The sequence below is a fragment of the Lacticaseibacillus zhaodongensis genome, from assembly GCF_009687905.1.
GTDB lineage: Bacteria > Bacillota > Bacilli > Lactobacillales > Lactobacillaceae > Lacticaseibacillus > Lacticaseibacillus zhaodongensis.
Genome location: NZ_BLBG01000002.1, coordinates 146,930 through 160,227, shown reverse-complemented (window position 1 = coordinate 160,227; position 13,298 = coordinate 146,930). Strand labels below are relative to the sequence as shown.

At 54.0% G+C, this 13,298-nt stretch carries 10 protein-coding genes and 1 other annotated feature; of the genes, 2 read left to right on the top strand and 8 right to left on the bottom strand.

Annotated features, from left to right (window positions below; genetic code table 11):
• Positions 1–30: 30 nt before the first annotated feature.
• From GN107_RS03230 to GN107_RS03195, 8 genes are all read right to left on the bottom strand, one after another.
• Positions 31–738, bottom strand: a complete 708-nt coding sequence (locus GN107_RS03230) for an EAL domain-containing protein (RefSeq protein WP_155286414.1) — start codon at positions 736–738, stop codon at positions 31–33.
• A 431-nt stretch (positions 739–1,169) separates the two neighbouring features.
• A complete protein-coding gene (locus GN107_RS03225; protein WP_155286413.1) occupies positions 1,170–2,528 on the bottom strand; it encodes a DEAD/DEAH box helicase in 1,359 nt (452 codons plus the stop codon).
• 4 nt (positions 2,529–2,532) lie between these two features.
• On the bottom strand, positions 2,533–3,480 hold the full coding sequence (locus tag GN107_RS03220) for a DHH family phosphoesterase (RefSeq protein ID WP_155286412.1): 948 nt from the start codon (positions 3,478–3,480) through the stop codon (positions 2,533–2,535).
• A gap of 6 nt (positions 3,481–3,486) precedes the next feature.
• The gene (locus tag GN107_RS03215) at positions 3,487–4,806 is read right to left on the bottom strand and encodes a DRTGG domain-containing protein (RefSeq protein ID WP_230678544.1); all 1,320 of its coding nucleotides are present in this window, start codon (positions 4,804–4,806) and stop codon (positions 3,487–3,489) included.
• A gap of 74 nt (positions 4,807–4,880) precedes the next feature.
• On the bottom strand, positions 4,881–5,990 hold the full coding sequence (gene dinB / locus GN107_RS03210; protein ID WP_269057683.1) for a DNA polymerase IV: 1,110 nt from the start codon (positions 5,988–5,990) through the stop codon (positions 4,881–4,883).
• Between the two features lie 977 nt (positions 5,991–6,967).
• Positions 6,968–7,525 (bottom strand): TIGR01440 family protein, encoded by a 558-nt coding sequence (locus GN107_RS03205; RefSeq protein WP_155286411.1) that lies wholly within the window; start codon positions 7,523–7,525, stop codon positions 6,968–6,970.
• A gap of 146 nt (positions 7,526–7,671) precedes the next feature.
• Positions 7,672–9,138 carry a glucose-6-phosphate dehydrogenase gene (gene zwf, locus GN107_RS03200; protein ID WP_155286410.1) on the bottom strand — a complete coding sequence of 489 codons (1,467 nt, stop codon included), beginning with the start codon at positions 9,136–9,138 and terminating at the stop codon, positions 7,672–7,674.
• A 36-nt stretch (positions 9,139–9,174) separates the two neighbouring features.
• Positions 9,175–9,843: a metal-dependent transcriptional regulator gene (locus tag GN107_RS03195; protein WP_155286409.1), complete on the bottom strand. Its 669-nt coding sequence runs from the start codon at positions 9,841–9,843 to the stop codon at positions 9,175–9,177.
• 202 nt (positions 9,844–10,045) lie between these two features.
• Positions 10,046–10,301 (top strand) — a binding site (T-box leader).
• A 225-nt stretch (positions 10,302–10,526) separates the two neighbouring features.
• Between GN107_RS03195 and GN107_RS03190 the strand changes: the two genes are divergently transcribed.
• On the top strand, positions 10,527–11,639 hold the full coding sequence (locus GN107_RS03190; RefSeq protein WP_155286408.1) for a vitamin B12 independent methionine synthase: 1,113 nt from the start codon (positions 10,527–10,529) through the stop codon (positions 11,637–11,639).
• A 214-nt stretch (positions 11,640–11,853) separates the two neighbouring features.
• Positions 11,854–13,137, top strand: coding sequence for an O-acetylhomoserine aminocarboxypropyltransferase/cysteine synthase family protein (locus GN107_RS03185; protein WP_155286407.1), 1,284 nt, complete (start codon positions 11,854–11,856; stop codon positions 13,135–13,137).
• The last annotated feature ends 161 nt before the right edge of the window (positions 13,138–13,298 follow it).

The window sequence follows — 13,298 nt, the reverse complement described above, 5'->3', positions numbered from 1 at the left end:
TGCAGCCGGCGCATGTCAACTCACCCGGCATTAACCGTTCTGAAGGTGTAAATGTTCATTCTCCAGAATCTGGTTGTAGCGCCGCTTCGGCATGTCCCTAGTCGCCATGGGCTTACCAAAATAGTAACCCTGTGCGCGGGTAATGCCCAAACGCTTGGCCAAGCACACATCGGCAGAACTCTCCACCCCTTCAAAGGTAAAAAGCTTGCCTGACTCGCGGGCAATTTTGGCCCAAAAGGCAATATCATGTTCTGCATGAGCCGTTTCACCAGTTGCCCGCAGGTTCTGCAGGGCAAACTTAACGCAATCGACATAGGGCAACAGCGGTGCCACTTTGTCATAAAGGTTATCAGAGCCGACATCGTCAATGGCGAGCGCAATCCCGGCCTCGCGGTAGCGCTTGCCAATCTGCTTGATGTCCGCCATGTTTGGGGCCGCCACCAATTCAACAGTCAGCTGCTCGATTTCGGGGTGAGCTTGGGCATATGCAATAAACTGATCCGCCACGCGCTCATCTGCAAACTGTGCGTATGATAAATTGAGACTCACGTTGCTGACTGGCAAATCTGCCAGTGCCTTATCCAAAAGTGCCAATTGCTGTTCAGCCGGGATTTCAAAGCTATCCGGCAGGCGCCAGCGTTGCTCTTGTTCATCCCAACCGCGTAAAAGGAGCTCGTAACGAAATGCGAGTTTCGAGTCGATATACACAATTGGTTGCGCAGCGTAAGTCAATTTCATTAATATAAATTCCCCATTTTTTATACCTTCGACCAGTCTATTGCGGATAGACGCGGACGATTCCCCAAATACTTTTATGCACAATCGTTATAGTACCACCATGGTTAACGGGATTATAGAGCTATAAGGTGTTTTCTGAAACTTGTCACGAAACTGTATCCAAAAACACGAACAATTTCCGATTTTACAGGTTATACCGGCTTGTATTATCATTTCGTGAAAAACAATTTTGCAACAATAATAAGCGTTTACATTCTTAAATGTAGCAGTTCTGAATTCGGCTACGCTTATTGATGTTGTTATCATATCATGGCCAAGTGCAAAAAAAGAAGCCTTCGATCACCATAATCGGCGTTGAAGTCTTCATTTTGTTGAGTACTAAATAAATGCCTAGCTGTGTCTAACTAGTCCATAAGCAAGTGCACAACATCCTATGCGTGACCGAGCCCCTTGGACTTGTTCTTCTTCTTGGTAGCCCGCATCTGCGCGCGCTTCTCAACCCGGCGGTTAAACCACTCTTCTTTTTCAACCGCCTTGCGGACCTTCTTCTTGTAGCCAGGCATCCGCTTCTTCTGTTCCTTCTTCAGCATCCCGTACATGGTCTGCGAAAGCTTCTCGTTCTTCTTGCTGCGCGTGGTCCGGCGGTTACGGTCGTGCGTATCCACGATTTCGCCGTTCTTGATTGCCTTCGGGGTAAAGTGAATGCCCATGGCTTCAAGCTCAGCAACCTTATTTTCCTCACCGGGAGCGTAGAGCGTGATGGCGATTCCCTTCATCCCGTTGCGACCGGTCCGGCCCACGCGGTGAATGAAGAACTCGTTGTCGGTCGGGATTTCGGCGTTAATGACGTGCGAAACGCCCTTGATGTCGATCCCGCGGGCTGCGAGGTCGGTCGCCACAACGAACTGGAACTTCTGGGCGGCAACTTCCTTCATGACCCGCCGCCGTTCACGCGGCTCGATGCCCCCGTGAATTTTGGCAACCTTCAGGCCCTGATTCTTCAGGTAGGCGTGAATCTTGTCAACGGCCGTCTTCGTGTTAGCAAAAATCAAAACCAAGTATGGCTGGCCAATCGTCAGCAGGTGGTAGATGATTTCGTTGGCATCCTTACCCTTCTTCGCAATCAGCCAGTTATCAACTGAGTCAGCAATGACCGTCTGGGGCTTGAGCTCGATGGTGACAGGGTTGGCCATGTACTTCTTCAGGAACGGCTGCAACTTCTGGGGAATGGTTGCGGAAAAGACCATCATCTGCAGCTTCTCGGGGAAGGTGCTGGCAATCTTGTCGACTGTGTCTAGGAAGCCCATGTCGAGGGTCATGTCGGCCTCATCAACAACGAAGGTCTTGACGGTGTAACCGGTCAGGGCACTATCACTCAGAAGGTCCAAAATCCGGCCGGGGGTACCAATGGCAATCTGCGCCTCGTGGTTCTCCAGCTTGCGTTCTTGCTTCTGGCGGTCAGTACCGCCAACGTAGCGGCCAATGCGCAATTCAGGTAGCGTGTCTTGGAGGCTTTTAGCAACCTGATAGATTTGGTCGGCTAGTTCCCGGCTCGGGGTGGTGATAACCGCTTGGAGCGTGTCGGAACCAAGATCAATGTTGTTCATAATTGGCAACAGAAAGGCCAGCGTTTTGCCGGAACCCGTCTGCGACTGGCCAACGATGGAGTCGCCGCGCAGGGCCTTAGGAATGACCTTCGTCTGAATTGGCGTTGGCTTCACAAAGCCGTTGTCGCTGAGCGCCGTGATTAACTCCGGCTTCAGTGCGTACTGTTTAAATTGGTTTTCCATGTTCTCACTTTCTCGTGCTAGCGAGTAATTCGTCTAGCTCGCTGACAATTTGCTTAATTTCATCTTCATTGGCCGCCTTGGCGCCACTAGCCAGGTCATGCCCGCCACCGTTGTGGTTCTTAGCAATGCCGCTAATGACTGGCCCCTTTGAACGCAGGCTGACCCGGAAGTTACCCTCAGGCTGTTCGGTAAACATCGCCCAAGCGCGCACCTCGGCGAGCCGGCCACCAGTGCCGACCGCGGCCTGGTACTGATCAGCTGCAACACCGAGACGCTTGAGGTCCGCCTGGCGAATGACGTAGTAGCCCGCGCCATTATCCGTAATCGTCAGTTCGTCCATCGCGAGTGCTTGCAGCTTGGCTTGACCGAGCGTCACCTCGTTCATCTTTTGGTTAACGAGGCTTGGGTCAAAATCATAGCCATACAGCTGGGCCACGATGGTCAAAGTTTTGGCGGTCGTGTTGTTGTACATGAAGCGGCCAGTGTCACCCACGATGCCGGTGTAGAAGAGGCGGGCGGCGGCCGTGTTCATTTTGAGCTGACCATTACTACCGTTGATCAGGTCAACAAGCAGTTCAGATGCACTGGAGAGTTCCGGCTGCACCAGCTGCAGGTCGCCATACGCATCATCATTTGGATGGTGATCGATTTTAATCAGCATGGCACCCTTGTCGTAACGGTCATCGTCAATCCGCGGTGTGTCGGCCGTATCGGTCACAATGACCAGCGCACCAGCATATTGATCATCACTGACGGTGTCCATCGTGGCCTCCCAAGCTAGGCTCGGGACAGACTCACCGACAACATAAACCTTCTTGTCAGGGTAGGAGTTACGAATGGTCTCCGCCAACCCCACCTGAGACCCGTACGCATCCGGATCCGGGCGCGCGTGCCGGTGAACAATGATCGTATCATGCGCAGCGATTGCCTGCAAAATTTTATCTTGAATCATGTTAAATTAATTCCTCTCCAGTAGCTGACAGGTCAATAGTGCTTTGGCCGCCACCTGCTTATCCGCATCAATATCCACGTCGAAAATCGCGTTGCGCCGGTTGATTTCTAGAACCCGCAGCTTGATTTCAACGTGCGCGGTCAGCTGAATTGGCCGCACAGTCGTCAGGTCCAGTTTGTCGACAAGCACGTTCTGCCGGCCTTGACCGCGCAGAAACTTGCTGGCGGCAGAAGTGATGAGCCCGCTCAGGACCCCCACGTTGAGCGCCCCATACTTGTTGGTCATCATCGGCGCGGTGGCGACGGTGTAGCAAGCGTTCAGTTCACTATCTGCTACGTCCTGCGCGTGCAAAGCCGCGCTGAGCTGGTCGGCAATGGTGTCAGGCAGGCGTTCTTGCACCGGCACGTCCTGCAGTTGCGCCAACACGGTGGCCTTGGTCAAAACGCCAAGCAGTTGCCCGGCATCGTCGACAACGGGCACGAGGTTGATGCCCCGGGCCTGCATCAGGTGGTTCACGGTCGCGACGGACTCGGCGGTTTTGACTACAGCGGGATGTTTCTCCATCCCCCGTTCGATCATACTGCCGGGACGCTTGCCAAGAACAGTCGCAGGAGTGGCCACGCCAAGCACGCGCCCACTAGCGGAAACTACCGGTAGCTCTGCGTGCCCGCTCGCTTCGTTCATCGCCATGTAATCAGCAATTGTCGCCGGTACAACCAGGTAACTGGCATCTGCGAGCGGTGTGTAGAGGCTGGCAACCGTCAGGATGTCCCGCCGAATTGCCTGGTCCGACAAGGCCCGGTTGATCATCGTTGCCACGGTGAAAGTATCATAGGAAGTCGTGATCACGGGCAACGCCGCTGCGTTAGCCTGCTGCGTGACTTCCTTCGTGCTATCGAAGCCCCCAGTGATCAGCACCGCCGCACCACTGCGCAGCGCAAGCATCTGGGCCTCTTCCCGGTTACCAACGATGAGCAGCGAGTTACGGCTGATGTAGTGCTCCATCGCGCTATTCTTCATCGCCCCAATGACGAACTTCTCGAGGGGTTTGTCGAGTCCGGCATTTCCGCCAAGTACCGTGCCGTTGATGATGCGCACGAGGTCGGCAAAAGTCAGACTAGTACCGGTGCTGCGCGGGCGCGGATCCGTCCGCACCGTCCCGACCCGGTCAATGGTTGCGACCAAGCCGCGGTCCTTCGCAGCCTTAATTGCCCGGTAAGCCGTTCCGGCCGAAACGTGCTGGTGCATCGCCATCTGCCGCACCGAGATCCGGCTCCCAACGTCTAAGGATTCAATATAGTGGAGTAACACTTCGCTCTTCTGCACGCTGCACCCGCCTTTCCTGCTTAATTAGTACAAGTATAGCATGGAATTGTTACAGTTCGGCTAAACTGTACCTGTTAATTCAATGGCAGGTCGATGTTCTGATAACTCATTGGCGCAAGGGCCGTCTCCGTCACGCCCAGCAAGCGCACCGGCCGCTGCAGGCGCCCCAATTCGACCCAGAGCTGCCACGCCGCTTCTGCCACCGCCGTCTCATCTTCAAAATAATTCTCCGCGGTCACCCGCCGCGTCTGCGTATGGAAATCAACGTCCCGCACCTTGAGGACGACGGTCTTGCCGTGCAATTCATGCTTGCGGGCCGCGGCAACCGTCATCGCTGCTAGATGTTCTAGCTCCTTTTTAACGGCAACATCACTTTGCAGCGGCGGATTGTAAGTCCGCTCCTTGCCGATGGACTTGGCCTTGCGCACCTCAACTGGCCGCGGATCGATCCCCCGGGCGTGCTGCGCGAGCACGAAGCCCATTTTGCCAAAGCGCCGTTCCAGCAGCTGCGGGTCAGCGGCGCGCAGTTCGGCCCCGTTCGTGATGTGCATGTCGATGAGCTTGGGGAGTGTCTTCTTGCCGACCCCATGGAAGCTACCAATCGGCTGGTCAGCAAGGAATTCCTGTGCTGAGTCCGGTGTCACCACGGTGCGGCCACCCGGTTTGTTGTATTCTGACGCCATTTTGGCCAGAAATTTGTTGTAGGACACGCCCACGGCACAGGTCAGGTGCGTCGCCGCCTCAATACTGCGCTGCAGCCACACCGCGAGGCTGATGCTGTTACTGAAATCATGGTTAGCGGTAACGTCAATGTACGCTTCATCAAGCGCCACCGGTTGCACGAGGTCACTGACCTGATGAAAAATCTGGTGAATCTGCGCGGAAACCGCCCGGTATTTTTCAAAATCGGGATCCCGAAACACCAGCAATTCCCGGGGAACCAGGTGCAAGGCCTCCTGAGCTGGCATCGCGGAGTGCACACCAAACTGGCGGGCAACATAATTGGCGGTCGTGACAACCCCCTTGCCACCCGTTTTGCGCGGATCGTGCGCGATGACTAGGGCCTTCTTGCGGTATTCGGGGCGGTCCCGCATCTCGATTGAGGCGTAGAACGCGTCCATGTCGACGTGCACAATGCGCCGGCTAGTATCGTTCGGAAAGCGCAATCTAAATAATTCACCCACGCTCCAGTTACCTCCTCCCGGCAAAATTACGAACATACTTTCGTAATTGATTTTCGCATATTCATATTCGCCATACAAGCGTGAACTACTCGGCCATAAATGACTGAGTAGTTCACGCGTTTTGCATGCGCGGCCGCTCTGCTTTTAGCTTCCGGTCGGCGGGCGCATTTTTCGTCCGCTACACTGGCGTTAGTGACAGACAGGCATGCTGGGGTCCGGCTTCAGGCTTGACCAAGACCAGGTCAAGTCTTCCGCCTTAGCTACGAGCCCGCCGTGTTTTCTCAACGCTATCGGTAAGCCTGCAGTACTTCTTCAATCTTTCTTGGCGGTCTCTCCGCTATCCCCGAATATTGGGGGTAGTAGCCTTGCAAAGCCCGCAAGACAATTACCTCCAATATTCGTTTCAGCATGGTCACTATCACCAGTTTCGCTCCCGGAAAAGGCGCCCGCCACCCTATGTCGTTGTCCTTAATTCACGCACATCTGAACTGGACGTCTATTCAGCCAGAAGTGAAATCTGACCATCATCTTACTTACCACGTATAAGCATCACGGGTCGCTTGGATACTCAGCAGCCTAGGAGAATGTACCTCATGCCGTTGGAGGTTACATTATGTATTGTAAGCAGTCTTCTTAGTTAGGTAGACTATGTCATCATCTGCTGGTTAGAAACAAATGTAGCCGGGAGGGATGCCGCTGCGTAATGGAGTATATGCCGCGTAAAGCCCAAACAGTTGTTAAGCAGTGGGTTTCTGCTTAACAGCTGGGGGTGATTTTGGGACCGCAGCGAGCGATAGCGAGGCGGCCCCAAAATTAGGTGTAAGCCTCGCGCAGCTAGGCTGGAGCCGGCCCCGGGCTGTTCCACGCGAAAGCATATACGTAATGGAGCAGCGGCGCCCCTCCCCGCGGACATGAAGGACAAAAAAAAGCCACCGTCAACTTGATCCTGTGTTGACGGTGACTTGATTTAGCTAATCCTACAACCTAGGCCCATACTGCGCCCGCTCGCCGCCGATGTACTTCGGCCGCGACCGCAGTGCAGTGACGTGGGCGCCGCCAAGTTCCTTTTGCCGCGGCCGCACTGGCACCTGCACGAACTTCACGTGCATGCCGATACTGGTGTCACCAATATCAATGCCGGCTTCGGCGACAATGTGCTCGACCTCGACCGGATCAGTGAACATCTCAAAGGTCGCCATCGAGCAAGACCCGCCGGCGTGCAGCGCGGGCACGACGCTGACGATTTCCCAGCCCTTCTCTTTAGCCACCTTGCGCTCAACTGCCAGTGCCCGGTTGATGTGTTCACAACCCTGCACCGCCAAGTTAATGTGCAGTGGCTGCAAAATATCGAGCAGGGTGCGCACGATCACCTTACCCGTTTCCGGGCTGGACTGCTTGCCAATCTGGCCACCGACGACCTCACTAGTCGTGCAGCCTAGGACCAACGTGTCGCCTGGTTCCAAGCGGGCAGCGTCAAGAACGTCATGCACGATTCCACTCAACTGGGTGCGTAACTCTTCATCACTAAGCATCAATTTGCCTCCGTATCTCGTTTCGATTCCCATTCTGTCGCTCTAATCGCCTACATGGTACCACGATTTAGCCAGCCAAACCCTAACCAAACAAAAGGGACTCCCCACAGCGGCAGGAAGTCCCTTATCCAGCAAATTAACGTTTAAATTTATTTGAACTGCTCCGCCCATTCAAAACCATCGCGGGCGAGTAACTCATCGGCAGCTGCGGGCCCATTGCTGCCAGCAGCGTATTTCGTCAATGATGCACCGGCATCCCAAGCCTGCCGAATCGCATCAATGTACTGCCAGGTGTACTTCTGCTCAGTCCAGCGGGTGAAGTTGGTCTGGTCGCCGGACAGTGCGTCGCGAATCAGCCGCTCATATGCCTCCGGAGCCGCGTCGATATCAGCCTGCTGCTGGCGGAAGTCAAGGTCATGCTGTTCCAACTCGTAGTTTGCACCCAGAGTTTTCCCGTTCAAGGTCAGCGTGTAACCTTGCTCTGGTTCAACGTAGACGGTGAGCCGGTTAGTACGGGCCTCGGCGCAGCCGACTGTATCAAAAATGTTTTGACCCATCGACTTGAAGTTGATTGTGATCTGCGTTGTTTTCCGAGGTAGCCGCTTACCGGTGCGGACATAGAACGGGACGCCGACCCAGCGGGGATCATCAAGCTCAACCTTACCGGCAACGTAGGTTTCGATTTGGGAACCCGCGTCAACTTTATCTTCGTCGCAGTAGGCGGGCTGCCCATTGCCAGCCGCATACTGGCCGCGGACCCAATCCTTGGCCGCCTGCTCAGCGCTCAACACTGGCAGGTGGCTAAAGAGCTTGTTTTTCGCCGCGTGCACATGTTCCGGGGTGAAGCTTTCTGGCTGTTCCATCGCCACATAGGCAATCAGCTGCATGATGTGATTTTGGACCATATCGCGCAAGGCACCAGCGGTCTCATAGTAACCGGCACGTTCCTCGACCCCAACGGATTCGGCGAGCGTGATCTGCACGTTCGCGATGTAATCCTTGTTCCAAATCGGCGTCAGTAGCGGGTTGGTGAAGCGCAGTGCCAGCAGGCCTTGCACCATTTCCTTGCCCAGATAGTGATCGATCCGGTAGATCTGGTCCTCATCGAACGCGGCCCGGATGGAATCGTTCAGTTCCTTAGCCGTGGCATAATCGCGGCCGAACGGCTTTTCAATGATCAGGCGGTTGTAACCGGTCTTGGAGAACAGGTCTTCCGACTTAATGTGGCTCGCAATGGTGCCAAAGAAACGTGGTGCCATCGCCATATAGAACAGGCGGTTTCCTTCAGCGCCGTATTCTTCATCCAACTTGCTGGAAAGGTTCTTCAGCGTGACGTAGTGATCGGAATCAGTCACGTCATGGCTTTGGTAATAGAAGTGACTGGCAAAATCGCGTACGGATTCCGCATCGGTATTCGGTTCATCCTGCAGACTTTCCGCGATGATCTGGTGGTAGTAGTCATTAGTCCACGGCCGCCGTGCGGTCCCAATCACGGCAAAATGCTGCTTAAGAACGCCGCGATGGTACAACTGATACAGTGACGGGTACAGCTTCCGCCGTGCAAGGTCACCTGAGCCACCAAAAATAGTGATAATGCTTGCTTGTTCCTTAGCCATTTTTCTACTTCCCATCAATTTTATTCGTAGCCGATTCTAATCTAAGCTGCCCGCATGTTCAATCTGGTCAACGAAGACGTTCTTCGCGTTCAGGGCTTGAATGGGCGTAACCTTCTTGGTCCGGGCGTTACGCACTGTTAACAATTTCGGCGTCGCCGCGAGCACGAAAACAGAATCACCGAGTTTGATGTCGATCGCGCTCAGATAATCAAGCAATGAGGTCTCATCGATCACGCGCTCGACCCGCGCCCGGTCACCGATGGCAAGACTCGCCATTGTCACCCGGCTTTGCTGCTCGTACTTCCCGTTTGCATCCGGAATCACCCCGCCGTGCGGACAGTAACGGGGATGCTCAAGCAAGTAATCAAGGCGGTTAGCCATGTCGTCAGTCGTCGCGTGCTCAAGTGCTTCGGCCTCTTTATGGAGCGCATCATAAGGATAAAGCAGTTGCTTCATGAGGAAGACCTCCCACAGCCGGTGGTTCCGGACCAACTTGGCTGCGAGCGAAATTCCTGATTTTGTGAGCTGAATGCCCTGATATGGGGTGTGCGTAACGTAATTCTGTTTGACCATTTTGCTGATCATCTCGCTCACCGAAGCGGCTGACACGTTAAGGCTAGCAACGATTTCCTTATTGTTCACCTTCCGTGTGTCCCCACCTAATTCCAGTATGATTTTGAGATAGTCTTCTTTATTTGGAGTCATGGTCAATCCCCTATTTGAGTATTTCACTACTCTATTATGCCTGATTCCCAAAAAAATGACACCTGCAAGTCTAATAATTCGTCCGTCTGCCAAGCTAATCGTTCGCGTAATCGTTTGGACTACGCACTCTAAGTCTGGCGCCAAAATTTAATTAGAAAAAGTTCTTGACAATGATAGTTAATCATAATAAGCTAATCGCAATCACATGGTGATGAAAGGATAAGTACAGCAAGCAGATGTTCAGAGAGCCGGCGGTTGGTGCGAGCCGGTGACCTTCTTGCTAGAAAATGGTCCTGGAGCCGTAATGGCGGTGAGCTGCAAAGTAAACTGCCTCCGGGTGCGCCCGTTATCGCGCAGAGCTATCGTCATCTGCTTTTGGCCGGATGACTGCAGTTACTGAGCGGATACTGATGACAGTATTCGGAACACGGGTGGTAACACGAGTAATCGTCCCGGCAAACGTATATTAACGTTTGCCGGGACTTTTTTGTGCACACAGAGCGGAGGCCCGCGCTCAGAAGCTGAGCATTTGCGTACTTCACGAGGAATGCCTGGTTTTAGGCATTACTTCTGGAGCGTGCAAAGCGCAAGCTTCTGCGGGCCGTAGCTCGACTAGACACCGGAAACAGTAAAAACTCAGCCCCATTACTTAACATCACTACAAACACAAAGGAGTTCACATTATGAGTACAAGTCTTAACTACAAAATCGATCAGGTCGGTTCCTACCTCCGCCCAGCAGCACTGAAACAGGCACATAAGGATTTTGCCGCCGGAAAGATTGACGCCCAGGCCTTAGCTGATGCTAAGCACACTGCTATCGAAGCGCTGGTTGCCAACGAAATCAAGGCTGGCCTCCGCGACGTAACCGACGGGGAATTCAACCGGTCATGGTGGCACCTCGACTTCTTATGGAACCTCACGGGTGTCAGCAAGTACGACTACGACAAGTCCTACAAGTTCCACGGCTCCAAAACGCGCACGGACAATGTTGAACTGACCGGTCCCATCGCGGCTAACCCGGAGCACCCCTTCTACGCGGACTTCGACTTCCTGAAGTCCTTGTTGCCAGCCGGAGTTGAAGCAAAAATTACCATCCCCTCACCAAGCATGTTGTTCCGCGACAACCGTTCCGACAACTGGCACCAATTCTACACCACTTGGGGTCAGTACCTGGACGCACTGGCCCAGACATACCACGACACCCTGCAGCAGCTATTTGACCATGGCGCTCGCTATGTGCAGCTTGACGACACCACTTGGGCATTCCTGATTGCGCGTCTCTCCAGCAACGAAGACAACCCCAGCGAATTCACCAAGTACGCTCAGCTCGCTGAAGACATCGTCTACGTTGTTAACAAGGCACTTGAGGACTTACCTGACAGCTTGCGCGTTTCCACCCACATCTGCCGCGGCAACTTCAAATCTACCTATTTGTTTGCCGGTGGTTACGAAGATGTTGCTGACTACTTAGGCCAGTTGAACTATGACGCCTTCTTCCTCGAATACGACAACGAGCGTTCTGGTGATTTTGCCCCACTAGCAAAAATCTGGAACAACCGTGAAGACGTTGAAATCGTCCTCGGACTAGTTACCAGCAAGTTTCCCGAGCTTGAGAAGAAGGAAGACGTTGAGGAACGGATCCACGACGCTGCAAAGTACGTTCCGCTCAGCAACCTCGCCCTCTCCACACAGTGTGGCTTCGCTTCAACAGAGGAAGGCAACGCCCTCACCGAAGCCGACGAGTGGGCAAAGCTCAGACTCATCCGCGAAATCAGTGAAGAGGTTTGGGCTTAAACAAAAATACTTGGCACCAAATTAGTTCCATTTTCCTCCGTGCAGGCTGGCTGGCAGCCGGTCTGCACCCCGCAAGCATTCCGGCAGCAACGCTCCCGGTGGCTTGCTTGCACTAATCTCAAAGAGGTACCCCTCCGGAACAGGGCCGTTCACGGCGTGGCACTCCTTTCATTCTATTAATTAATCACTAATTGTCTCGAAAGGATGGATTCACATGTCAGAAAACAAATATCACTTTGAAACCTTGCAGTTGCACGCCGGCCAGGAGGAAGCAGACCCCGCAACGGGTGCCCGCGTAACCCCGATTTACCAAACCGCCGCGTTCGTCTTTAAGGATGCCAAACAAGCGGCTGACCGCTTCGCTTTGCGCGACCCCGGCAACATTTACGGTCGTTTAACCAACCCAACCAACGCGGCGCTTGAAGACCGCATTGACGCACTCGAAGGTGGCACCAGTGCCATTTCACTAGCATCTGGGGCTGCGGCCGTCACCGCTGCCGTGCTGAACGTGGCTGGTGCCGGCGATCACATCGTCAGTGCCAGCACCATCTATGGTGGCAGCTACGAGTTGTTCTCTGAGACCTTCAAGCGGCTCGGCATCGATGTCACCTTCGTAAACCCTGATGACCCCCAGAATTTTGCGGATGCCATCCAGGACAACACGAAAGCCATCTTCTTCGAATCACTTGGCAACCCGGCGATTAACATCGTCGACTTCGAGGCGGTCGCCAAAATTGCCCACGACCACGGCATTATCACCATCGTCGACTCCACGTTTGCAACACCATACCTGATCCGCCCATTTGACTACGGCATTGACGTTGTGGTGCACTCAGCAACCAAGTTCATTGGTGGTCACGGGGCCACGCTCGGCGGCTTGGTCGTTGAAAAAGGTGACTTTGACTACGCGGCTAGTGGGCGCTACCCTGGCTTCACGACCCCAGTTGAATCTTACAACGGCCTCGTTTGGGCAGACCTTGGACCAGCAGCATTCACGACCAAGATTCGGGCAGAAACTTTGCGCGACACCGGTGCGACCCTCTCACCCCAGTCAGCCTGGTACTTCCTGCAGGGACTAGAAACCCTGTCCCTGCGCGTTGAGCGTCACGGCGAAAACGCCCGCAAGGTGGTCGCCTTCCTTGAGAACCACCCAAAGGTAGCTTGGGTCTCCTACCCGCAGACACCAGAGTCCAAGTACAAGGACCTCGCCAAGAAGTACTTCCCGCGCGGCACCGGTTCGATTTTCACCTTTGGCCTCAAGTCGGGTGAAGAGGGTGCCGTCAAACTCATCAACAACCTTAAGCTGTTCAGCTTGCTTGCTAACGTTGGTGATGCCAAGTCCCTGATCATCCACCCGAAGTCCACCACCCACGCTCAGCTCTCTGACGCTGCGCTTGCCAAGGCCGGAATTACGCCGGACTTGATTCGGATTTCCGTTGGCATTGAGAACAGTGAGGACATTATCGCTGATCTAGCCCAGGCACTCGACAAAATTTAAGCAGCACAGCTATATATTACGTATTTCTCCCGTAAGCCGCGTGCATGCGGTCCCGGCAACCATGAACACAACGATTTCCACAAAAAGCTCATCCCCTTAGCTGCGGGCTGAGCTTTTTTTGATGGGCGCAGCGTTGCAGTAGTAAAATTCCGCATCTATAA